The 21,083-nt window shown below is 73.3% G+C and carries 19 protein-coding genes and 1 pseudogene; 6 read left to right on the top strand and 14 right to left on the bottom strand.

Going from position 1 to position 21,083, the window contains the following annotated elements; translation table 11 throughout:
• Positions 1 to 91 precede the first annotated feature (91 nt).
• The 6 genes from ACOV8S_RS07765 to rph all read right to left on the bottom strand — a co-directional run bounded on the left by ACOV8S_RS07765 (position 92) and on the right by rph (position 9,445).
• On the bottom strand, positions 92 to 907 hold the full coding sequence (locus tag ACOV8S_RS07765; protein ID WP_448316913.1) for an HAD family hydrolase: 816 nt from the start codon (positions 905 to 907) through the stop codon (positions 92 to 94).
• Complete coding sequence (gene serS / locus ACOV8S_RS07770) at positions 904 to 2,184, bottom strand: serine--tRNA ligase (protein ID WP_448316914.1); 1,281 nt, start codon at positions 2,182 to 2,184, stop codon at positions 904 to 906. Before serS ends, ACOV8S_RS07765 begins: the two co-directional genes overlap by 4 nt.
• Before the next feature lie 418 nt (positions 2,185 to 2,602).
• Positions 2,603 to 3,550: a prephenate dehydratase gene (pheA, locus tag ACOV8S_RS07775; protein ID WP_448316916.1), complete on the bottom strand. Its 948-nt coding sequence runs from the start codon at positions 3,548 to 3,550 to the stop codon at positions 2,603 to 2,605.
• A gap of 62 nt (positions 3,551 to 3,612) precedes the next feature.
• A complete protein-coding gene (gene efeB / locus ACOV8S_RS07780) occupies positions 3,613 to 4,950 on the bottom strand; it encodes an iron uptake transporter deferrochelatase/peroxidase subunit (protein ID WP_448316917.1) in 1,338 nt (445 codons plus the stop codon).
• A gap of 7 nt (positions 4,951 to 4,957) precedes the next feature.
• On the bottom strand, positions 4,958 to 6,787 hold the full coding sequence (locus tag ACOV8S_RS07785; RefSeq protein WP_448316918.1) for an ABC transporter permease: 1,830 nt from the start codon (positions 6,785 to 6,787) through the stop codon (positions 4,958 to 4,960).
• A 60-nt stretch (positions 6,788 to 6,847) separates the two neighbouring features.
• Positions 6,848 to 9,445: a rifamycin-inactivating phosphotransferase gene (gene rph, locus ACOV8S_RS07790; RefSeq protein ID WP_448316919.1), complete on the bottom strand. Its 2,598-nt coding sequence runs from the start codon at positions 9,443 to 9,445 to the stop codon at positions 6,848 to 6,850.
• A gap of 228 nt (positions 9,446 to 9,673) precedes the next feature.
• Here rph and ACOV8S_RS07795 point away from each other — a divergent pair, with 228 nt between their 5' ends.
• On the top strand, positions 9,674 to 10,918 hold the full coding sequence (locus ACOV8S_RS07795) for a winged helix DNA-binding domain-containing protein (RefSeq protein WP_448316920.1): 1,245 nt from the start codon (positions 9,674 to 9,676) through the stop codon (positions 10,916 to 10,918).
• 188 nt (positions 10,919 to 11,106) lie between these two features.
• Positions 11,107 to 11,484, top strand: a complete 378-nt coding sequence (locus ACOV8S_RS07800; protein WP_448316921.1) for a hypothetical protein — start codon at positions 11,107 to 11,109, stop codon at positions 11,482 to 11,484.
• Between the two features lie 25 nt (positions 11,485 to 11,509).
• Here the strand turns inward: ACOV8S_RS07800 and ACOV8S_RS07805 are convergent, their stop codons facing one another.
• The gene (locus ACOV8S_RS07805) at positions 11,510 to 11,962 is read right to left on the bottom strand and encodes a flavodoxin family protein (RefSeq protein WP_448316922.1); all 453 of its coding nucleotides are present in this window, start codon (positions 11,960 to 11,962) and stop codon (positions 11,510 to 11,512) included.
• A 42-nt stretch (positions 11,963 to 12,004) separates the two neighbouring features.
• Here ACOV8S_RS07805 and ACOV8S_RS07810 point away from each other — a divergent pair, with 42 nt between their 5' ends.
• The 3 genes from ACOV8S_RS07810 to ACOV8S_RS07820 are packed head-to-tail and all read left to right on the top strand — an operon-like array spanning position 12,005 to position 14,723.
• Positions 12,005 to 12,652, top strand: a complete 648-nt coding sequence (locus tag ACOV8S_RS07810; protein WP_448316923.1) for a class I SAM-dependent methyltransferase — start codon at positions 12,005 to 12,007, stop codon at positions 12,650 to 12,652.
• Positions 12,653 to 12,693: 41 nt separating this feature from the next.
• Positions 12,694 to 13,704 carry an ADP-ribosylglycohydrolase family protein gene (locus ACOV8S_RS07815; protein ID WP_448316924.1) on the top strand — a complete coding sequence of 337 codons (1,011 nt, stop codon included), beginning with the start codon at positions 12,694 to 12,696 and terminating at the stop codon, positions 13,702 to 13,704.
• The gene (locus tag ACOV8S_RS07820; RefSeq protein WP_448316925.1) at positions 13,701 to 14,723 is read left to right on the top strand and encodes a zinc-binding dehydrogenase; all 1,023 of its coding nucleotides are present in this window, start codon (positions 13,701 to 13,703) and stop codon (positions 14,721 to 14,723) included. Before ACOV8S_RS07815 ends, ACOV8S_RS07820 begins: the two co-directional genes overlap by 4 nt.
• Here ACOV8S_RS07820 and ACOV8S_RS07825 read toward each other — a convergent pair.
• Positions 14,713 to 15,777: a phosphotransferase family protein gene (locus ACOV8S_RS07825; RefSeq protein ID WP_448316926.1), complete on the bottom strand. Its 1,065-nt coding sequence runs from the start codon at positions 15,775 to 15,777 to the stop codon at positions 14,713 to 14,715. The two genes, ACOV8S_RS07820 and ACOV8S_RS07825, sit on opposite strands and share 11 nt — an antisense overlap.
• A 232-nt stretch (positions 15,778 to 16,009) precedes the next feature.
• On the opposite strand from ACOV8S_RS07825, the gene ACOV8S_RS07830 reads away from it, so the two are divergent.
• Entirely contained in the window at positions 16,010 to 16,810 is an 801-nt protein-coding gene (locus ACOV8S_RS07830) for a type 1 glutamine amidotransferase (RefSeq protein ID WP_448316927.1), read from the top strand.
• Here the strand turns inward: ACOV8S_RS07830 and ACOV8S_RS07835 are convergent.
• From ACOV8S_RS07835 to ACOV8S_RS07860, 6 genes and pseudogenes are all read right to left on the bottom strand, one after another.
• Positions 16,800 to 18,053, bottom strand: coding sequence for a cytochrome P450 family protein (locus ACOV8S_RS07835; RefSeq protein ID WP_448316928.1), 1,254 nt, complete (start codon positions 18,051 to 18,053; stop codon positions 16,800 to 16,802). The genes ACOV8S_RS07830 and ACOV8S_RS07835 overlap by 11 nt on opposite strands.
• Positions 18,050 to 19,324 (bottom strand): cytochrome P450, encoded by a 1,275-nt coding sequence (locus ACOV8S_RS07840; protein ID WP_448316929.1) that lies wholly within the window; start codon positions 19,322 to 19,324, stop codon positions 18,050 to 18,052. Before ACOV8S_RS07840 ends, ACOV8S_RS07835 begins: the two co-directional genes overlap by 4 nt.
• Before the next feature lie 7 nt (positions 19,325 to 19,331).
• Positions 19,332 to 19,961, bottom strand: coding sequence for a GTP-binding protein (locus ACOV8S_RS07845; protein ID WP_448316930.1), 630 nt, complete (start codon positions 19,959 to 19,961; stop codon positions 19,332 to 19,334).
• Positions 19,942 to 20,298, bottom strand: coding sequence for a DUF742 domain-containing protein (locus ACOV8S_RS07850; RefSeq protein WP_351117554.1), 357 nt, complete (start codon positions 20,296 to 20,298; stop codon positions 19,942 to 19,944). The genes ACOV8S_RS07845 and ACOV8S_RS07850 overlap by 20 nt, the downstream gene beginning before the upstream one ends.
• Entirely contained in the window at positions 20,295 to 20,732 is a 438-nt protein-coding gene (locus ACOV8S_RS07855) for a roadblock/LC7 domain-containing protein (RefSeq protein ID WP_351117555.1), read from the bottom strand. Before ACOV8S_RS07855 ends, ACOV8S_RS07850 begins: the two co-directional genes overlap by 4 nt.
• 46 nt (positions 20,733 to 20,778) lie before the next feature.
• A pseudogene (locus ACOV8S_RS07860) lies at positions 20,779 to 21,083 on the bottom strand (hypothetical protein); the annotation flags it as partial.

Genomic DNA, 21,083 nt, shown 5'->3' on the forward strand with positions numbered 1-21,083 from the left:
ACCCGGGACCACTTCCCCACCCCCGCCGACGGTGCCCGACCCCTGCCGGAGGTGCCCGACGCGGCGTGACCGTCGCGAGGGCGGCGCTGGGTCAGGGGGCGAGGAGGCGCTCCAGGACGACCGCGATGCCGTCCGCGTCGTTGGACGTGGTGACCTCGTCCGCGACCGCCTTGACCTCGTCGTGGGCGTCGGCCATGGCCACGCCCCAGGACGCCCACCGGAACATCGGTATGTCGTTGGGCATGTCGCCGAACGCGATGGTCTCGGCGGCCTTCACACCCAGCCGACGGGCGGCCAGCGACAGCCCGGTCGCCTTGCTCAGGCCCAGCGGCAGCAGCTCCACGATGCCCGCGCCGGCCATCACCACGGTGACGAACCCGCCGGCGACCCGCTGGGCCGTCTCGGTGAGCTCGTCGTCGCCCATGGTCGGGTGCTGGATGTACAGCTTGCTCAGCGGCGCCGCCCACAGGTCGGCGGGATCGGTGAGCGGCTCGGCCGGCAGGTGGCCCACCGACCGGTAGCCGGGGGAGACCAGGACGTTCCCGTCGAGTCCGTCCCGGGCGGCCGCGACGAACAGTGGCCCCGTCTCCGCCTCGATCTTGGCGAGCGCCAGCTCGGCGATCCGGCGGTCCAGCGTGACCGAGGTCAGCAGTCGGCCCGCACCCGCGTCGTAGACCTGACCGCCCTGGCTGCACACGGCGATGCCCCGGTACCCGAGGTCGTCGAGCACGTGACGGGTCCACGGCACACCGCGGCCCGTCACCACGATGTGGGCCGCGCCCGCCGCGGTGGCCGCGGCGAGCGCGTCACGGGTGCGCCCCGAGATCGTGTCGTCGGAGCGCAGCAGCGTCCCGTCGAGGTCGGTCGCGATCAGCCGGTAGGGGAAGGACGACGGCGGAGGCGTCACTTGGCCACCGGCTCGAAGACCTCACGGCCTCCGAGGTAGGGGCGCAGGACCTCGGGCACGCGCACCGAGCCGTCCGCCTGCTGGTGGTTCTCCAGGAGGGCGACGATGGTGCGCGGCACCGCGCAGAGCGTGCCGTTGAGCGTGGCCAGCGGGCGGGTGCCCCGCTCGTCGCGCAGACGGACCTGCAGGCGGCGGGCCTGGAACTCGGTGCAGTCCGAGGTCGAGGTCAGCTCGCGGTACTTGCCCTGGGTCGGGATCCACGCCTCGCAGTCGAACTTGCGGGCGGCGGAGGAGCCGAGGTCACCGGTGGCGACGTCGATCACCCGGAACGGCAGCTCGAGCGAGGTCAGCCACTGCTTCTCCCACTCCAGCAGGCGCTGGTGCTCGGCCTGCGAGTCCTCCGGGGCGACGTAGGAGAACATCTCCACCTTGTCGAACTGGTGGACGCGGAAGATGCCGCGGGTGTCCTTGCCGTGCGAACCGGCCTCGCGGCGGAAGCAGGGCGAGAACCCGGCGTAGCGCAGCGGGAGACGGTCGGCGTCCAGGATCTCGTCCATGTGGTACGCCGCGAGCGCCACCTCGGAGGTGCCGACCAGGTACAGGTCGTCCTCCGCCAGGTGGTAGACGTCCTGGCCGGAGCCCTGGCTGAGGTAGCCGGTGCCGGCCATCGACTGCGGACGCACCAGCGCCGGGGTCAGCATCGGGGTGAAGCCGGCCGCGGTGGCCTGGGCCATCGCGGCGTTGACCAGGGCCAGCTCCAGCAGGGCGCCGACACCGGTGAGGAAGTAGAACCGCGAACCGGAGACCTTGGCACCGCGCTCCACGTCGATGGCGCCCAGCAGACGGCCGAGCTCCAGGTGGTCACGGGGCTCGAAGCCCTCGGCCGCGAAGTCGCGGATCGAGCCGTGGGTCTCGCGGGTGACGAAGTCCTCCTCGCCGCCGACCGGGACCTCGGGGTGCACCAGGTTGCCCAGCTGGAGCAGGAGGCGCTGGGTCTCCTCGGCGGCCTCGTCGCGCTGGGCGTCGGCGGCCTTCACGTCGGCGGCGAGCGTGCCGGCGCGCTTCAGGAGTTCGGCCTTCTCCTCGCCGGACGCCTTGCCGATGAGCTTGCCGAGCGACTTCTGCTCGTTGCGCAGTTCGTCGAAGCGGACGCCGGACGACCTGCGCCGCTCGTCGGCGGAGAGCAGGGCGTCGACGAGCGCGACGTCCTCTCCACGGGCGCGCTGCGAGGCGCGCACACGGTCAGGGTCCTCACGGAGCAGGCGAAGGTCAATCACGGGACCAGGCTACCGGTGCCCGCGCGGCGGTCACGACCCAGTATTCACCGGTGTCCGGACGGCGGCGGAGCGTCAGGTTGTCCACAGAAATGCACAGCCTCGGACAAGGGTTATCCACAGGCTTTCCGCCCAATCTGTGGACAACGGAGCTGTGGGCTCCGAATGAGGGTCGGGAGGGCCCGTTCCCCTGCGAATGGGGCCTCAGGAGGAGTAATGCAGCCACTTTCGAGTGAAAAGAGGGGAGGTCGATGAGAGATTCCACGGAAAAGGGTGAATGAGGGAAGGTTGCCCGTAACTCTCACCGGAAGATCCCGGAAGAGCGATTTGTCGACGGCAACCCGTATTGACATCGACTTGTCCCCAACTCATGCACCAGCCTCCCGGTCCGCCTGTGGACAGGGCCTGTGGATAACTCGCGTCAGTCCGGGAAACGGCCGTCCTGGCACCGGGCCACCCACTCCGCCGCCGCGACGAACTCGGCGTCGGTGGTGCCGGACAGCGGCCTCCGCAGCGCGTCGGTGGTGATGTCGGTGACGTCGGCGCGCGGATAGGAACCCAGATAGCGCACCTTGAGGCAGGACCGCTTGAGCCCCATCAGGCTTTCCGCGACCCGTCGCTCGGAGATATGGCCCTCCGCGTCGACGGCGAAGCAGTAGTTGCCGATTCCCTCACCGGTGGGGCGGGACTGCAGCAGCATCAGGTTGACACCCCGGACGGCGAACTCACCCAGGAGATCGCGCAGCCCACCCGGGTGGTCGTCACGCTGCCAGATCACCACCGAGGTCTTGTCCGCACCGGTGGGTGCGGCCGGCCGTGCGGGGCGGCCGACCAGGATGAAACGGGTCTGCGCGTTGTCCGCGTCGTGGATGTTCGTCTCCAGCGGGACCAGGCCGTAACGGGCCGCGGCGAACTCACCGGCGAAGGCCGCGTCGTACCGGCCCTCCTGCACCAGCCGGGCGCCGTCGGCGTTGGAGGCGGCGGACTCCCAGAGCGCGTCCGGGAGGTGCGCCTTCATCCAGTTCCTGACCTGCGCCTGCGCGGCGGGATGCGCGGTCACCGTCTTGACGTCCTCTAGCCGGGTGCCCGGCCGGACCAGCAACGCGAAGGTGATCGAGAGGAGCACCTCGCGGTAGATCATCAGCGGCTCGCCCGAGACCAGCTCGTCCAGAGTGGTGGTGATCCCGCCCTCGACGGAGTTCTCGATCGGCACGAACGCCGCCTCCGCCTCCCCGGCGCGTACGGCGTCCAGCGCGGCCGGCACGGAGAGCATCGGGAGGAGCTCCCGGGTGGCGGTCTCGGGCAGGGTGCGCAGGGCGACTTCGGTGAAGGTGCCTTCGGGGCCGAGATAGGCGTACGTCGCGGGCATGCGACCCACAGTAGTCCTCGAGCGGGCCGCGCCAGGGCCGGTCCGGATTCCGGACCCCGCCGTCAGCCCTCCAGCAACGGTTGCCCCACGTACTCCCCCGCGGCCGCCCCGCCCGGCACCGCGAAGAGACCGCTGGCCTCGTGACGGATGAAGGCGGACAGCGCGTCCCCGCGGTCCAGCTTGCGCTGCACCGGCACGAAGCCGCGCAGGGGATCGGCCTGCCAGCTGATGAAGAGCAGACCGGCGTCGGGGGCGCCGTCCTCGGCGAAGCCGTCGTGGAAGGAGAACGGCCTCCGCAGCATCGCGGCCCCACCGTTCTGGTCAGGACGGGTGATCCGGGCGTGGGCGTTCAACGGCACGACCGGACTACCGGAGGCGTCCTGCTTCTCCAGGTCCATCTCCGTGGTCTCGTCGCCTCCGCTGAGTGGGGCGCCGTCCGCCTTGCGACGGCCGATCACCGCTTCCTGGTCACGCAGGGGGAGCCGCTCCCAGTCGTCCAGCAGCATGCGGATGCGGCGCACCACGGCGTAGGAACCGTGTGCCATCCATGCGGGCTCGCCCTGGGCGGGAACGAAGATCCGCTGGTCGAAGTCGGCGTCGGCAGGCTTCGGGTTGTTGGTGCCGTCCACCTGACCCATCAGATTGCGCGCGGTCGCGGGACGCGCGGTGGCGCCGGGTGACCGGTTGAAGCCGCTCATGTGCCAGCGGACCCGGGCCGCCTGGCCGGCCTCCTTCTGCAGGACCCGCAGGGCGTGGAACGCCACCGGGCCGTCGTCCGCGCCGACCTGGACCCACAGGTCCCCGTTGCTGCGGGCCTTGTCCAGGCGGTCGCTCGAGAACGCGGGCAGCGGGTCCAGGGCGGTCGGGCGCTGCTTCTCCAGACCGGTCCGGCCGAAGAAGCTGTGGCCGAAACCGAAGGTGACGGTCAGGCCCGAGGGGCCCGCGTCCCGGGACACCGCGGTGTCCCCGTGCGGCGCGGGCCGTCCGGCCATCAGCTGTTCGGCCACCTCGGACCAGCGGCGGAGCAGTGCGGCGGCCTCCCGACGGCCCGCGCCCGGGGTGAGGTCGAAGGCGATCAGGTGACCGTGCGCCTGCGCGGGCTGGAGGATGCCCGGCTGATGTTTCACGTGAAACTGCGCCCGGTTCGCGCCGAGGGCGGTCAGGGGAGCGACGTCGGGAGTCTCCGGAGCCGTCGCGTGCCCGGCCGTGTAGCCGGCGGCCACGCCGCCGGCGCCCAGCACCAGGCCGGTGGTGCCGGCGGTGCCGAGCAGCCGCCGGCGCGAGAGTGCGCCGGGAGGCTGCTCGGCGGTGCCGTCACCGGGGTCCGTGCCGCCGGTGGTGGGCCCGGATCGCGGGCCGGGCAGCAGGTCGGAACGGTGGTCGGAGCGGGGGTCGTGCATCTGGTCGTCAGCCGATCTTCACGTTCTTGTCGACGGTCACCTGGTCGATGTCGGAGGTCCGCACGGTGACCGACACCTTCCAGTCGCCCGCCATGGGGATCTGGACACCTGCGGCGGACCAGTGGCCGGACGAGATGTGCTTGGGGAACACCGGCAGCGGGCCGACGTTCTTGTCCTCCAGGGTGAGCGCCACCTTGAGCTCGGGGAGGTCGTACGGAGCGCCGTAGGAGTGCTCGGCGTAGACGTGCACGATGTTCTCCCCGACCTGAGCCGGGACGAACTCCAGCCGCACCACGCCGTCGCCGTCCTTGCCGCCGGTGTCGAAGGGCACCTCGACGGAGACGGTTCCCGTGGCTGCCTTGAGCGAGGAGGCCGCTGCCCGTGCCTGCTGCTCGGTGCGGCCGGGCTCGGCCCCGGTGAGCGCGGTGGTCACGGCCAGGACGACGACGGCCACCGCGACCTCGGCGAGGACGGAGCGGCGCAGTCCGGCGCGCGGGGCGTCGGCGTCGCGTTCCTTGCGGCGGCGGGCGGTCTCGACGGCCGCGCGCTGGCGGGCCAGCTGTTCCGCGCGGCGCGGGTCGTCGTCGCCGTCGCCGCTGCCCGTCTTCTGGGCGGGCACCTCGCCGGCCAGGTGGGCCACCGCGGCGGCGGCCCCGGCGGAGCCCACGGCAGCGGCGGCGCCCGCGGCGCCGAGGACGATCAGCAGGGCGGCGGAGGTGGCGACGGCGGAGGCGGAGAGCGAGAAGGGGGCCTTGCCGGTCATCGCGCTGCCCAGGGCCAGTCCCACGGCCGTGCCCGCCGCGGTGGCGGCCACCAGGACGACGACGACCTGGGCGAGGGCGTCGCGCAGGATGTAGCGCGTGGGCGCGCCGAGCGCCTTCAGCAGGGCGATCTCCGCCTTGCGCTGCACCGTCCACACGGTGAAGAACGCCCCGATCACCAGGGCCGAGATGGCGTACAGGAAGCCCTTGATCAGGGCCATGGTGCTCGACTCGGCCGCGTATCCGGGAGAGGCGTCGAAGGCCTTCTCCTTGGTGTCGGCGCGGGTCCCGGTGGCCTGCTCCACCTCGCTCACGTCGGCGCCCGGGGCCAGCGTCAGCGCCACGGCGGTGGCCTGCCGGGCGGCCGCCTCGGGGAGCTCCCCGGGCAGGCCGTAGTGCAGGTGCCGCCAGGTGTCCAGATCGGCGTAGACGACGCCGATGTGGCCGTAGGACACCGGCTCGTCGACCAGCCCCACGACCTCCAGGCGGACCTCGCTGCGGTCCGCGGTGAGCACGTCACCGATCCGCACGCCCAGGTCGGCGATCTCCTGGGTGATGACGATGCCGCCACCGCCGTCCGCGAAGGACCTGCCCACGGTGGGCTCCGGCGCCATGGCCGAGTCCGGCGTGATGCCGAACACCGCGAGGTTGACCTGTTCACCCTTCTCCGCACCCACGGTGACCTGGGCGTTGACGAGGGTGTTGCCGAACGGCTCCGCCCGTTCCACCCCGGGGGCGGCCGACCAGGACCCCCAGTCCTCGGCCTCCACGGTCGAACGGGAGAACTGCTCACTGGTCGCCTTCTCGTCGAAGGCCAGGTGGGTCACGGGCAGGGCGCGCAGTCCGGAGATGCCGGCGTCGGCCAGCCCGGAGGCCAGTCCGGACAGCAGGACGCCGAGCACGGCGATGAGGGCGACCACAGCCCCCATCAGGGCGAAACGACCGCGGGCGAAGCGCAGATCGCGTAGGGCGAGGAACACGGGGATCTCCACGGAGCAGGAGGCGACGGGCAGCGTCGGTCCACGGCAGGCGCACAGCGCTTTGCCGGAACTTGACGACAGCAGTGTCAGCATCATAGACGCTCTTCTCGACACTGGTGTCGGCAACCCGTCGCCCCTCCTCCCCGGGGCCTCGCGTCAGGGCAGCAGCTCGACGTACCCCTCGGTCCCGTGGACGCGGATGCGCTGTCCGTCACGGATCAGGCGGGTGGCCCCCTCCACCGCCACCACGGCCGGCAGCCCGTACTCCCGGGCGATCACCGCGCCGTGGGTCATCCGGCCGCCCACCTCCGTCACCAGGCCCGCGATCCCCACGAACAGGGGCGACCAGCTGGGGTCGGTGAAGGGGGTGACCAGGATGTCGCCCGCACCGAGATCGGCGTCCGCCAGATCCAGGACCACGCGCGCCCGTCCCTCCACCGTCCCGGCGGACACCGGCAGGCCCACCAGGGCGCCGGCCGGCACGTCGTCGCGCCGGTACGCCCCGGTGAGGGCCTCCCCGTCGGAGGTGAGCACCCGGGGCGGCGTCAGCGCGTGGTACGAGCGGAACTCCTCCGCGCGCCGCCGGACGAGCCCCTCCTCCACCCGGCGGGTCCGCACGGCTTCGTGGAACTCCTGGAAGGTCAGGTGGAAGACGTCCTCCGGGTCCTCGACCACACCCGCGCGGGCCAGCCGCACCGCCTCCGCCAGCAGGGCCCGCTTGTAGAGGAAGTAGCGGCAGACGATGTCGTACTTCGGATACTCCCGGTACCCGATGAAGGTCCTGACCTGGCCGATCATCCGCTCCGTCTCCTCGGCCCTGCGGTCCCCGTCGGGCTGCGCCCGCAGCCGCGCCAGGACCTCCCGTTCCTTCCGCCGGGCCGCCAGCCGCCCTTCCTCGAAACGCCGGGCTGCGGCGCCGGGCCCGAAGTTCCTGATGTTGTCGAGGATCGCCGGCACCAGCGCGGCGGGACGCTCGCGCCACCGCGGCCTGGTGATGTCGATCTCCCCGACGCAGCGCATGCCGTACCGGTCGAGATAGCTCTCCAGGGCCTCGCGCGCCTCCCTCCCGCCGGGGAGCTTCTCCAGTTCCGGCAGGAAGCCGTCGTCCTCGACGGCCTGGAGGAACGCCACTACCTCGGGGTGCGGGCGGATCGCGTCCGCGACGTCGAGCAGTGCCAGCCCCATCTCCGAGGTGATGTTGCCCGGGGCCGACAGGGTCAGCGTGTCGGCCGCGTTCTTCTCACCCAGCCATTCCGCCAGTTTCTCGTCGAGCCACCAGGTGGCCCCCATGCCCGCCATCAGCGCCTGATGGCTCAGCGGATCGCCGACCACCCGCCGGTGCTCCTCGAACGTCTCCAGCAGGAAGTCGAACAGGGCCGTCCCGGTCCTCGACGCCAGGTCGCGTTCCAGGGCCGCGAGGGAGGCCCGGCTGCGCTCGACCAGTTCCGTGACGACGGCGGGATCGGGCGCGACGGGCGTGGGCGCGGCGCCGGCCGGCGGTCCCGCCGGCGCCTCGTCCGGCAGCGAGGGGACGAAGTCGTCCCGCTCCAGGACGGTCTCCAGGGCGTCCCTGACCAGCGGATCGCCCTTGCCCATGGCGTCCAGCAGCGCGGCACGGCTCGCGGGCTGTGCCAGCCGCGCGGTGACGTCGACGAACAGCCTCCCCCCGGCCTCGTGCATCGGCACCAGCGCCGTCAGCCGCCACATCGAATGCCCCAGGGCCTTCATGGGGTCGGTCATCATCTGGCCGTGGCCGACCGAGACGTAGACGTGGTTCTCGTCGTCACCGGCCTCGGGGACCGGGAAGAGCGTGGTGATCGGCCGGCTCTGCACGATCGCGAACTCGCCCTCCGCCAGACACCATTCGATGTCCTGCGGGCATCCGAAGCCCGCCTCGATCCGGCGTCCGAGCTCGACCAGGCGCACCACCTGCGCGTCCGTCAGCGACGGGCCCGCCCGCCGCCGCGGGTCGGCCGCCACCTCCCGGGTCCCGCCGTCCGCCAGGGCGCGCACCTCCCGCCGCTTGCCGCCGACCGCCCTCGCGACGATCCGGCCGCCGCGCACCGTGAAGGCGTCCGGGTCGACCAGGCCGGAGACCAGGGCCTCGCCCAGGCCCAGGACCGCCTCCACAGTGGAGACCTTGCGGTTCCCGGAGACGGGGTCGGCCGTGAACAGAACACCGGAGGCCTCCGGGACGACCATCCGCTGCACGACCACCGCCATGTCGACCGCGCGGTGGTCGATGCCGTTGCGCTGCCGGTAGGCCACTGCCCGCTCGGTGAACAGCGAGGCCCAGCACCGGCCGACGTGCCGCAGGACCTCGGCCGGGCCGAGGACGTTCAGGTAGGTGTCCTGCTGGCCCGCGAAGGAGGCCGTCGGCAGGTCCTCGGCCGTCGCGCTGGACCGCACGGCGTAGGCGGCCCCCTCGCCGTGCCGGGCGAGCGCGCGCGTGATCTCTGCCGCGACGTCGTCCGGGACGCCCGCCTCCTCGACGGCCCCGCGGATCTCCGCGGCCAGGGCCGCCGACGTGACCCGGTCGTCCGGGGCGACGGAGGAGAGCCGGTCGATCCGCTCGCCGATCGACGGCTCCCGCTCCACGGCCCGCCGGAAGGCGCCCGTCGTCACGCAGAAACCGTCCGGCACCCGGACACCCTCCATCCGCGACAGCACGCCCAGGTGCGCGCCCTTCCCACCGACGGCCGTCGCCCGCGCCGCGTCCACGGCTCGTAGGTCCAGCACGTACTGCTCGGTCACTGCGACACCTCCAGGACCGCCCTGTTCCGCACGGCGGTCGTTGATCGGACCACGGATTCTGGGGCCTGACCGGGGTCTTGCGGCAAGCCCCCCGGTGCGCTATACGTTGAGCATGGCAAGGAGAGCGCTCTCCTTGCCTTTCTGTTTTTGGCACCACCGGTCACCACCAGCCGAAGGGCCCTGCGCGCCGCACGGACGCGCGGCGGCTCGCCAGGAGGAAGACGGCGCATGCGAACCATCGGTGTGGAGCAGCGCCGGGCCCGGCTGGGGCGGCGACACCTGCTGACACCCGCCGACCGGGCCACGGATCCGGCGGAGGCCGCCCGCGCCATGGTGGCGCTGCACGGCACCGACCCGACGTCGGTGCATCTCTCCTGCTGGGTGCGGACCACCGGCTGCGGCGTCGCCGAGGTGGAACGGGCGCTCTACGAGGAGCGGACGCTGATCCGGCTGCTGGCGATGCGCCGCACCGTCTTCGTCACCACCCTCGACCTGGCCGCGGTCCTGCAGAGCGCCAGCTCCGTGGAGGTCGCGGCGAGGGAACGCCGCAAGCTCGTCAAGATGCTCGCCGAGTCCGGCATCCCCGACGGCACGGAACCCGGCGCCGCCCGCTGGCTGACCGGCGCCGAGGAGGCGGCGCTCGCCTCGCTGGACAAGCGCGGCGAGGCCACGGCGACCGAACTCGCCGCGGACGACCCGCGGCTGGCCGAGCGGGTGGTGCTCGGCCGCGGCAGCCGCAACGAGTCCCGGCAGAGCGTCGCCGCCCGGCTGCTGCTCCTGCTGGCCGCCGAGGGCCGGGCGGTGCGCGGCAGACCGCGCGGATCGTGGACCTCCCACCAGTACCGCTGGTCCCCGCTGACGCGGTGGTGTCCGCAGGGGCTCGCCGAGATCCCCGAGGCGGAGGCCGAGAGGGAACTCGCCCGGCTGTACCTGCGGTCCTTCGGTCCCGCCCCCGCCGAGGACCTCCAGTGGTGGACCGGCTGGACGCGCACGCGCACCCGGCGGGCGCTGGCCGGCCTGGACCTGGTGGAGGTGGACCTCGACGGCTCCCCGGGGCTGCTGCTCGCCGACGACCAGGAGGACGTGCCGGAACCCGAACCCTGGGCGGCCCTGTTGCCCGCGCTCGACCCCACGCCCATGGGCTGGCAGCGCCGTGAGTGGTTCCTCGGTCCGCACGGCCCCAAGCTGTTCGACCGTGTCGGCAACGGCGGACCGTCCGTGTGGTGGAACGGCCGTGTCGTCGGCGGGTGGACCACCGACGAGGACGGCCGGGTCGTCCACCGCTTCCTGGAGGACGTCGGCGCCGAGGCACGCGCCGCGGTGAGCACCGAGGCCGACCGCCTCACCGCCCTCCTCGACGGCACCCGCCTCGCCCCGCGCACCCGCGGCCGCACCTGGCTGGAGCAGGAGCTGGCGGACGCCGCCGGCCGGCCGGCGGCGCGGGAAGGCCGGGGGGCGGACCCGCAATCGTGACGTTTCGTCATCCCTGCCTGCAGACAAGGCAGTTGACTCCGCCGTGCGGGCAGCGCCCCGCCGGGGCGAGGGTGGACCGCCGGGCGTAGAGTTCGATCTCCGCGGCTCGACCGGTCGGATCGTCGCACCGGTCGGGGGCGGCAGACCATCGTTCTCCGGCCCGATCCGGCCGCCGTCCGAGAGGGACCATGCGCCCCACAGCACCCCGCACCGCCGTCGCCCGCTCGGCCGCCGTGCTCGCCCTGACCCTCCTCGGGACCACCGCGTGCGGCGCCGCGTCCGAGCCCGCCGCCGAGGTCCCGGCGGCGTCCGGTTCCCCGGCCGCCGCCACACCCGAGGTGCTCAGCACCCTGGCCGACCTGTCCGACCAGTACGAGGGCGGCAACGCGCGCAGGGCCATGGACCAGCTCCCGGGGGACCCGGACGTCCGCTTCACCGACGCGAGCGGGGAGGGCCGGCCGGTGGAGAACCCCGAGCAGTGGAAGATCTGCGCCGCCCACCAGCTCGGCGGCGACTCCCGGGTGGTGTTCGAGTTCGACGTGGTCCTGCACGACGAGACGTGCTGACCGGGGCGCGTCCGCCGCGGCCGGATCAGACCGTCAGGCCCGCCGCGACGGTCGCGCCCAGCTCCCAGCACGCCTTGGACCCGGCCCTGCCCGGCTCCCCGGTGACGGTCACCGGCTCGGCCGCGCGTCGCCAGCCCAGGCCGGTGGTGATCGACTCGATGCCCCGCGCGGCGCCGGTCACGTCGTTGTTCCCGTGCAGGTAGTAACCGAACGGGCGGCCGCGGGTGGCGTCGAGGCAGGGGTAGTAGACCTGGTCGAAGAAGTGCTTGAGCGCGCCCGACATGTACCCGAGGTTGGCGGGCGTGCCGAGGACGTAGCCGTCGGCCTCCAGGACGTCGGAGGCGGTCGCCGCCAGCGCCGCCCGGCGGACGACCCTGACGTCCTCGATCTCCGGATCGGTCGCCCCGGAGACGACCGCTTCGAACATCGCCTGGCAGCTCGGCGAGGGCGTGTGATGGACGATCAGCAAGGTGGGCACGGCACCATTGTCCTCCCGTCGGGCCGGTGCGACGATGCCGCCATGACCGACGCCGACGGAAGCACTCCCCGCCCGCGCCCCGAAGCACTCTTCGACGCGCTGGGCGCCGACTACGAGAAGGCCTTCGCCGGAGCAGAGGCGCACCGCGCCTCGCTGGACTGGCTGCTCGGCCGGCTGGCGCCCGGCAGCAAGGTCCTGGACGTGGGCAGCGGCACCGGGCGGCCCACCGCCGAGGTCCTCGCCGCGGCGGGCCACGACGTGCTGGGTCTCGACGTCTCGCCGGTGATGGTGGAGCTCGCCTCCCGGCAGGTCCCCGGCGCCCGGTTCCGCCTCGCCGACGTCCGCGAGGCGCCGCTGGAGGAGGAGGCGTTCGACGCCGTCACGGTGTACTTCTCCCTGCTGCAGATGACCCGTGACGAACAGACGGCCCTGGTGGCGCGGGCCGCCCGCGCGGTGCGGCCGGGCGGAGCCGTGGTGTTGGCGACGGTGCCGGTGGACGCGGACGACGTCCCGCACGTGTTCATGGGCCACCCGGTCCGGGTGAGCAGCTTCGCGGCGGACGGCTTCACCGCCCTGGCCCGGCAGGCCGGACTCACCGTCCTGGAGGAGCGGTCCGTGCTGTTCACCCCGGCCCACCCGGAGGGGGAGCCGGAACCGCACCTGTACCTGCACTGCGTGCGGGAGGCGTAATTCCTTTCCCGGCCGGCGCCACGGGTGGAAGCATGCCGGGCATGACCACCACTCCTCCTTCCCCTCCCGTGGCCGCCGGTTCGCCCGCACTCGACTCGCTGGAAGGGCTGGCGCTCGGCGACGCCTTCGGCGAGCGATGGTTCCCGCGCTTCCACGGTGGGCAGCACATGGCGGCGGCGGCCCTGCGCGAGCGCAGGACGCCCGAGGGGCCCGTCCCCTGGCGCTGGACCGACGACACGGCGCTGGCACTCGCCCTGTTCGGGGTGGTGCGGAGCACCGGGGCCGTCCACCAGGACCTGCTGGCCGAGGCGTTCGGCGTGATCTACCTCGACGACCAGTACCGGGGCTACGGCTACGGCATGCACCAGCTCCTGCCCCGGCTGGCCGAGAGGCCCACCCGGTGGCGTGCCGAGGCGCGGGCCATGTTCGACGGCCTGGGCAGCCTGGGCAACGGGGCGGCGATGCGGGTCGCCCCGCTGGGCGCGTGGTTCCACGAGGACGTCGAGGAGGCCGCCGAACAGGCGGTGCTGTCGGCGGAGGTGACGCACACCCACCCCGAGGCGGTGGCCGGAGCGGTCGCGGTCGCGGTGGCCGCGGCGCTGTTCGCCGCGAGCCGGGGCGGGGCGGCCCCCGAGCCGTCCCGGCTCCTGGCCGAGGTGGTGGAGCGGACCCCGGACGGCGCGGTGCGCGACGGACTGCTCGAGGCCGCCCGGCTCCCCGCAGGCACCTCAGCGGCCGACGCCGCGGAGATCCTGGGCAGCGGGGAGAAGATCTCCGCCGCCGACACCGTCCCCTTCGCCGTCTGGTCCGCGACCCGGCACGCCGACGACCTGACCGAGGCACTGTGGCACACCGCGGCGGGCTTCGGCGACGTCGACACGACCTGCGCCGTCGTGGGCGGCATCGTCGCGGCCCGCACCGGGGTGGGCGACGCGCCCGCCGACTGGCGGGGCAGGCGCGAGCCGCTGCCCGCGTGGGTGTACGAAGGTGACGAGGAGCAGGCCGACGGGGCCGCCGAGGCCGACAGGAACGGGAAGGGACGTACGTCATGAGCCGCACGAGCCGCACCATGCTGGCGGGCCGGATGAACTTCACGACCAGGACGTTCGCCGTCCAGGAGGTGCCCGTCCCGGACCCCGGCCCCGGCGAGGTGCGGGTGCGGGTGCGCGCCGCGGGCGTGTGCCTCTCCGACGTCCACCTCGTCGACGGCCGGCTGCGCCCCATGCTGCTCCAGGGCGACGAGGTCACCCTCGGGCACGAGGTGGCCGGCGAGGTGGACCTGCTCGGCGAGGGCGTCACCGGGACCGGGCCGGGCGCGCGGGTGATCGTCGGCGCGGGCAAGCGGGTCGGCGACGTGGTGTGGACGATGGGCGTCGACTACGACGGCGGCTGGGCCGAGTACGTGGTGGCGCCCGCCGAGGTGCTGGTGCCGATCCCCGACACCCTGCCCTTCGAGCAGGCGGCGATCATCCCGGACGCGGTGTCCACCCCGTGGGGCGCCGTCGAGTGGACCGGGAAGGTCAAGGCGGGCGAGGCGGTCGGCGTCTGGGGCGTCGGCGGCCTCGGCGCGCACGGCGTGCAGCTGCTGCGGTTCATGGGCGCGGCGCCGATCGTCGCCGTGGACCCGGTGGCGGCGGCCCGCGAACGGGCCCTGGAGTTCGGCGCGGACCTCGCGCTGGACCCGCAGGACCCGGACTTCGCCGCCAGGATCGCCGCCGCCACCGGCGGAGCGGGTTTGGACGTCGCCCTCGACTTCGCCGGCGTCGCCCCGGTGCGTGACCAGGCGCTCGAGGCGCTGCGGGCGGGCGGCCGGCTGGTGCTGGTGGGCATCAGCGGCGGCCCGCTCACCGTGGAGAGCGACGGGCTGTTCCAGTACGGACGCAAGCAGATCCTGGGGCACTACGGCTCGGAGCCGCGGCACGTGGTGGACCTGGTGCGGCTGAACGCGCTGGGGCGCCTGGACTTCTCACGCTCCGTCAGCGGGGCGCTCCCGCTGGAGGACGCGGCCAAGGCGGTGGAGCGCCTGGAGTCCAAGCAGGGCAACCCCATCCGCCTGGTGCTCATTCCCTAGGCCACACGTGCTCCATCGGCCCCCGGCCCCCGGCCCAGGCGTCGAGCATCTCGCCGAGCGGCTGGTAGATGTCCCGCTCCAGCCAGGCGAGGTGCCCGGCGTCGAACTTCCGGGGGACCGCCTCCACCCACATGATCAGGTACAGGTGGGCGCGGTAGAGGGCCATCCGGTTGCGGGCGGCGGCGTCGAAGGTGACGGAGCCGCCCGCGGCGCGGTAGCCCTCCCAGAACGGCTCGTCCCGGGTGATGTCGTGGTAGAGGCCCAGGGAGACGAACTCGGCCACCGGGTCGGCCCACAGGGCCCGCTCGGCGTCGATCAACGCGGTGATCCGCGGCCGGCCGGCGCCAGGGCCGCCCTCCGGCGCGATGTCGGCGAGGATGTTGCCGTCCCACAGGTCCCAGTGCACCAGCCGGGGCACGGTCACCTCGTCGAGCGACCCGCACTCGGCGGTGATCAGCTCCCGGATCTCCTTCGCCGGCCGGGGCAGCGTGACGGCGAAGCGCGCCGCGTCCTCGAGCACCGAGTCGACCATCGCGAGGAAGGTCTCCCGCCAGCTCGGCCGGAGGGGGCCCAGGGAGAGCGCCGGGTAGCCGAAGCCCTCCGCGCCGTCGAGGGCGTGCATGCGGGCGACGTGCCCCCCGAGTTCCCTGCGCAGATGGTCCCGGTCCTCGGGCCCGACCTCCTGCTGCAGCTCGTTCCACGGCTTCCCCGGGCAGAACCCGGTGACCAGGTGGTCGCCGGGCCGGCCCTCGTCCTGCGCGCTCACCGCCAGCACCGTGGCGACCGGGACGCCCGTCCGCTCCCGGGCGGTCCGCAGGTACCAGGCCTCGGTCCCCAGGATGCCGCGCTCGTACTCCAGCACGGGACGGTCGGAGGAGGGCGCCAGCTTCACCACGATCCGCTCGCCGTCGGTCGTGCGCACGCCGAAGACGGCGCCGAAGGTGCCGCCGCTCAACGGGCCGCAGTCGGCCACCTGCTCCCACCGGACCCCGGCGTCCTCCAACGCCGCGACCAGCCGCTCCTGCTGCAGCTTCTCCCTCTCGAATGCGTCCATGACGGTTCCCCCTCGGGTTCGCCACCCCGCGCCGATGGCTCCGCCATCCTGGCAGCGCCCACCGGCGGGAGGGAAGAAGCCGTCCGCCGCTTCGTCACCGCACCGATCCGCACGGCCCCCGCCGGGCGCGGCGCGCGACCTCGGCGACGGCGGCACTGACCCGGCCCCGCCGGGGGTAGGGATCGGGGGACACCGACGCCGACTGCCGCACCCGGCACCGAAAGGACCTGGCATGCCCGCTCCCACCGCCCTCGTCGTGCAGAACTTCCCCGGCGGCGGCCCCGGCCGGCTCCGGGACTGGCTGGGCGAGGCCGGACTCGGCTGCGAGGTGGTCGAGGCCCACACCGGAGCGGCGCTGCCCCGCTCGCTGGAGGGCCGGTACGCCGCGCTGGTGGTCCTCGGCGGCCCCTTCATGCCCGACGACGACCTCCGCGCGCCCTGGCTCCCGGCCACCCGCGCCCTGGCCCGGGAGGCGCTGGAGACCGGCCTGCCCTACCTGGGCATCTGCCTGGGCGGTCAGCTCCTCGCCCAGGTGGCCGGAGGCGAGGTGCGCGCCGAGCACGGCACACCGGAGGCGGGCAGCACGCCGCTCACCCTGCTGCCGGGCGCGGTCGCCGACGATCCGCTGCTGCACGGCCTGCCCGAGCGGGTCACCGCCATCGAGCACCACGTGGACGCGGTCACCGCCCTGCCGCCCGCCGCCGTCTGGCTGGCCCGCTCCGAGACCTGCCCGCACCAGGCGTTCCGGGTCGGCCGGTCCGCCTGGGGCGTGCAGTTCCACCCGGAGATCGCCGCCGACCGCCTCGCCCACTGGAACCCCGAGCGGCTCGCCCGCAACGGCTTCGACCACGCCGAACTGCTCGCCCGCGCCCAGCGGGACGAGGCCGCCGCGGCCGAGGTCTGGCGCACGGTGGCCCACCGTTTCGCCGCCCTGGTCACCGGCCGGGAGGAGGCCCTGCACGCCGGAGCCCCGGTCCTCGGCGGCAGGGCCGCGGGCCGGGGCTCCGTCGACGGACCGGGCGTCAGGCGATGAACACCGGGAACGCGGCCAGGTCGTTCTGCGTCATGACGGGGAGGTTCTGGATCTCCTCGTCGGGCAGCGCCGCCCGCATCCGCGGGAACCGCTCGAACAGCGCCGGCAGGGCGATGGCCGCCTCCAGGCGGGACAGCGCCGCCCCGGGGCAGATGTGCGGACCGTGGCCGAAGGCCATGTGACGGATCGGCGTCGCGCGGGTGAGGTCGAAGGCGTCCGCGTCGGCGCCGTGCTGCTCGCGGTCCCGGTTGATCGCCCGGTACGACATGACCACGCCGTCGCCCTTGGGGATCACCGTGTCGCCGACGGCGAGGTCCTCGGTGGGGAACCGCATCAGCAGGTGGGTGTTGGCCGGGTCCCAGCGCAGGGTCTCCTCGATCACCGTCTCCCACGACACCTTGCCCCCGAGCACCAGCGCCAGCTGGTCGGGGTGGTTCAGCAGGGCCCGGGTCGCGCTGGTGATCAGGTCGATGGTGGTCTCGTGGCCCGCCGCCACCAGCGCCTTGAGGTTGCCCAGGACCTCGTCCTCGCTCAGCGGCTCGCCGCCCTCCTCGCTGTGGATCAGCGCGCTGAGCAGGTCGTCGCCCGGGTTCGCCTTCCGCTCGCGGATGAGCTCGAGGTACCACCGGTCGAAGGTCTCCAGGATCTCCAGCCGCTCCTCGTGCGGGGTGAGCATGGAGAAGAAGCGCTTGTACCCGTCCGCCAGCCAGGGCTGGCTCTCCTGGGGGACATCGAGCAGCAGGCACACCACCTGCATGGGCAGCGGCTGGGCGAACACCGCCTTCATGTCCACCGGGGAGCCGTCCCGGCCGGCCTCCTCCATGGCGTCGAGCAGCTCGTGGGTGAAGGCGACGATGTCCTCGCGTACCGCCTCGATGCGCCGGGGCGTGAGGGCCTGCGCCGTCTTGGTGCGCAGCCGGCGGTGGTCGGCGCCGTCCACGGTGAACATGGACCGGCCCGCGTCGATCATGGTGATCAGCGGCCACTCCCGGGTGACGACCCCCTCCTGCCACAGCCGCCACGCGTTCAGGTCCTTGACCAGGCGCGGGTCCATCAGCAGGTCACGGGCCACGGCGTGCCGGGTCACGGACCAGGCGGGCACCCCCAGCAGCTCGATCGGCACGACGGGCCCGGAGGCGACCAGACGCGCGGTCTCGCCGTCCAGGTCCCGCACCATCGGGTCGATCACCAGAGGTTCGGCGGAGGGCTCGGCGGCGACGGCGCCGGTGTGAGGGCACTTCATGAGTAGTCTCCAACGGTCCGGACGGCGGTGAAACGCACTGGCAGCGACGTGAACCCCCGCATGAACGGGGAGGGGCGGCGTACCAGGGACTCGGCAGGGACCGTCAGCTCGAGGTCGGGCAGCCGGTCGAGGAGCACCTCGATACCGGTCCGCGCGATGATTTCGGCGATCTCCTGGGCGGGGAAGGGGCAGCGGTACTCGCCGTGGCTGAAGGAGAGATGGGCGCTGTTGCCGGCCGCGACCACGGTCCGGCCGGCCGTCAGGTCCTGGCGCACGTGCGGGTCCAGGTTGGCGCCGCCGTAGCCCAGCAGGATCAGGTCGCCGGCGCGGATCACCCGCCCGCCCAGCGTGGTGTCGCGGGCCGCCCACCGGTTGGGCAGCATCTGGGACGGGGTGTCCTCCCAGAGCACCTCGTTCATGGCCTGCGCGATGCTGTGCCGCGCCCCGCCCAGCGCGGTCGCGAAGCGGACGTCGGTGAGCATCAGCCGGATCGAGTTGCCGATCCAGTCGGTGGTCTGCAGGTACCCGGCGGCCACGATGGCCCGCAGGTCCCAGACCATCTCCTCCTCGGTGAAGGGCGTGTCCGGGGAGTTGTCGAACCCGAGGATCCGCGAGGCGATGTCCGGGCCCGGCTCCTGCCGCTTGGAGTTCAGCAGGTCCAGCATGCTCGCCCCGAACTCGTCGTTCGCCTTCGTGGCGTCGGGGCCGGCGTCGGAGAGCCGCTGGATGATGCGGGCGATGCGCGGACCGTCCTCGTCGGGGAACCCGGCGAGCCGGGCCAGCGTGAGGATCGGCAGCGCCATGGCGAACTCGTCGACCAGGTCCGCGCTCCCGCGCCCGCAGAACGCGTCGATCAGCCGGTCCGCCAACTCCTCCGTCTCACGACGGAGTTCGAAGGCGTCGGTCTGCTCGAGCACCGAGTTGACCAGCCGGGTGTGACGCCGGTGCTCCTCGCCCACCGTGAAGTACACGCACGGCACGCGCTCGCCCAGCATCGGACGCAGCGGCCAGTCCGCGGGCACGTTCGGCCACTGGTTCCACAGGCCTGCGTCGCGCGGGAAGAGCTCCGGGTCGCTGGTGACCTGGTGCAGCTCCCGGTAGCCGATCACCAGCCAGGCGGGGAAGCCGGCGAACTCCACCGGCACCACCGGACCGTACCGGGCCCGCATGTCCCGGTACTGGTCGTGCGGCGCGGTGTGGAAACGCTCGTCCGCCAGCAGGTCGACGGGGCAGACGCCGCCCTGCGCGGAGGTCTGGGCTGAAGTGTTCATCTCGGCCTCACCGGACGGGGGCCGCGGCGTGGGCCCCATGAAGGGTCTGCAGGTGCTCGGCCAGCGTCAGCAGGACCTGCTTGCTGGAGTGCCGGGACCGGGCGTCGCAGTCGATCAGGGGGACGCGCGGGTCCAGGTCGAGCGCCTCCCGGACGTCGTCCAGGCTGTGCCGGAGACCCCCGAAGTCGTTGCGGGCCACGATGAACGGCGTGCCGTGGTGCTCCAGCCGGTCGATCGCGTACCAGGACTCGTCGAGACGTCGGTCGTCGACCAGGACCACCGCGCCGATGGTGCCGGCGAACAGCCGGTCCCACAGGAACCAGAAACGTTCCTGCCCGGGAGCGCCGAACAGGTAGAGGACGGTCTCCTCGTCCAGCGTGATCCGCCCGAAGTCGAAGGCGACCGTGGTCGACGTCTTCTCCGGCACGTGGCTGGTGTCGTCGGTGGGGACCCCGGCGCGCGTCATCGTCTCCTCGGTGTTGAGGGGACGGATCTCGCTGACCGAACGGACCATGGTGGTCTTGCCGACACCGAAGCCGCCCACGACGACGATCTTGAGGCCGTTGCTGGCCCGGTCGCCGAGCGGAGCACGCGGCCCGTCGGGCACGGGCCGTGATTCAGAGAGCGCGGAGTCCAACGAGCACCTTCTCCAGTGTGGCGGGGTCCAGCTCCGGACGGCCGGAGGCGGTGTACCGCGGATGACGGGCGGTGGCCCGGCCCGCGTCCAGAAGATCCGAGACGAGGATCTTCGTGATGGACACGGGCAGGCCGAGCTCGGCGGAGATCTCGACCACCGAGGTGGGGTGGACGCACAGACGCAGGATCGCCGCCAGCTCCGACGACAGCCCGGCCGCCGGTCCGCTCTCGGCGACGATCAGCGTCACCAGGTCCAGGTCCTCCCGGGAGGGCCGGCTGCGCCCCGAGGTGAGGGTGTACAGCCGGTCCGGCCGGTCGTCGGTCCCCGGTCGGTTCACGACGAGGCGGCCTTCACGGCCTCGCCGGTCGCCTCCCGGGGCGGCGTGCTCAGGTGCTCGCCGAGCTGCTCGATCAGCTCCTGCATGGTGTGCCCGACCAGTCCGGGATCGGCGTCCTCCTGGGCGACGACCGCGATGTGGGCGCCGGCCCCGGCCTCCACGATGAACAGGAGGCCGCCGTGGAACTCCGTCATCGACTGCCGTACGCCGCCGTCGCCGCTGCCGAACTCGGCGGAGGCGCCCTGGGCGAGGGACTGGATCCCCGCCGATATCGCGGCCAGCTGGTCGGCCTGGTCGACGGTGAGCTCGGGGGAGTGGCACAGCTTCAGACCGTCCCGGGAGAGCACCAGCGCGTGGCGCGCTCCCGGGGTGCGTTCCAGCAGGCCTTCCAGGAGCCATGTCAGCTCGGCGATTCGACTGTGGTCGTGGGTCATCGGTGGATTCCTCGGGTGTCGGCGCTCGCGGGAGGGGGTCGCGGGATTACCTGTCCTCGGCTGTCGCCGAGTCGGACGCGCGGGGGGTTGTGCTCTTCTCACCGGCCTGGCCCGTGACGGCCTGCCGGAAGGCGTGGAACCGCGCACCGTGCGCGGCGGGTCGGGGCGAGGGCGCGGGACGGTCGCCGCCGTCCTGGGCGGCGCCCGGGGTGTTCGGCAGGCCGCCGGGGTGGGCGGCGGCGAAGGTCTGGCCGCGACGGCGCCGGGGGAGCGTGGAGCCGGAGCCGGAGCCGGAGCCGGAGCCGGAGGAGGGGGTGTCGGGCCTCGTGGCGGCGGCGCCGGGTCGCGCGG

This window comes from Streptomyces sp. CO7, from assembly GCF_053474865.1.

Coding starts and splice junctions, on each gene's coding strand:
- efeB (WP_448316917.1), bottom strand. CDS start 4,950: ATGCACGACCCCCGCTCCGACCACCGTTCCGACCTGCTGCCCGGCCCG.
- ACOV8S_RS07810 (WP_448316923.1), top strand. CDS start 12,005: ATGACCGACGCCGACGGAAGCACTCCCCGCCCGCGCCCCGAAGCACTC.
- ACOV8S_RS07830 (WP_448316927.1), top strand. CDS start 16,010: ATGCCCGCTCCCACCGCCCTCGTCGTGCAGAACTTCCCCGGCGGCGGC.
- pheA (WP_448316916.1), bottom strand. CDS start 3,550: ATGCCCGCGACGTACGCCTATCTCGGCCCCGAAGGCACCTTCACCGAA.
- ACOV8S_RS07815 (WP_448316924.1), top strand. CDS start 12,694: ATGACCACCACTCCTCCTTCCCCTCCCGTGGCCGCCGGTTCGCCCGCA.
- ACOV8S_RS07795 (WP_448316920.1), top strand. CDS start 9,674: ATGCGAACCATCGGTGTGGAGCAGCGCCGGGCCCGGCTGGGGCGGCGA.
- ACOV8S_RS07800 (WP_448316921.1), top strand. CDS start 11,107: ATGCGCCCCACAGCACCCCGCACCGCCGTCGCCCGCTCGGCCGCCGTG.
- ACOV8S_RS07835 (WP_448316928.1), bottom strand. CDS start 18,053: ATGAAGTGCCCTCACACCGGCGCCGTCGCCGCCGAGCCCTCCGCCGAA.
- ACOV8S_RS07840 (WP_448316929.1), bottom strand. CDS start 19,324: ATGAACACTTCAGCCCAGACCTCCGCGCAGGGCGGCGTCTGCCCCGTC.
- ACOV8S_RS07825 (WP_448316926.1), bottom strand. CDS start 15,777: ATGGACGCATTCGAGAGGGAGAAGCTGCAGCAGGAGCGGCTGGTCGCG.
- ACOV8S_RS07820 (WP_448316925.1), top strand. CDS start 13,701: ATGAGCCGCACGAGCCGCACCATGCTGGCGGGCCGGATGAACTTCACG.
- ACOV8S_RS07855 (WP_351117555.1), bottom strand. CDS start 20,732: ATGACCCACGACCACAGTCGAATCGCCGAGCTGACATGGCTCCTGGAA.
- ACOV8S_RS07785 (WP_448316918.1), bottom strand. CDS start 6,787: ATGATGCTGACACTGCTGTCGTCAAGTTCCGGCAAAGCGCTGTGCGCC.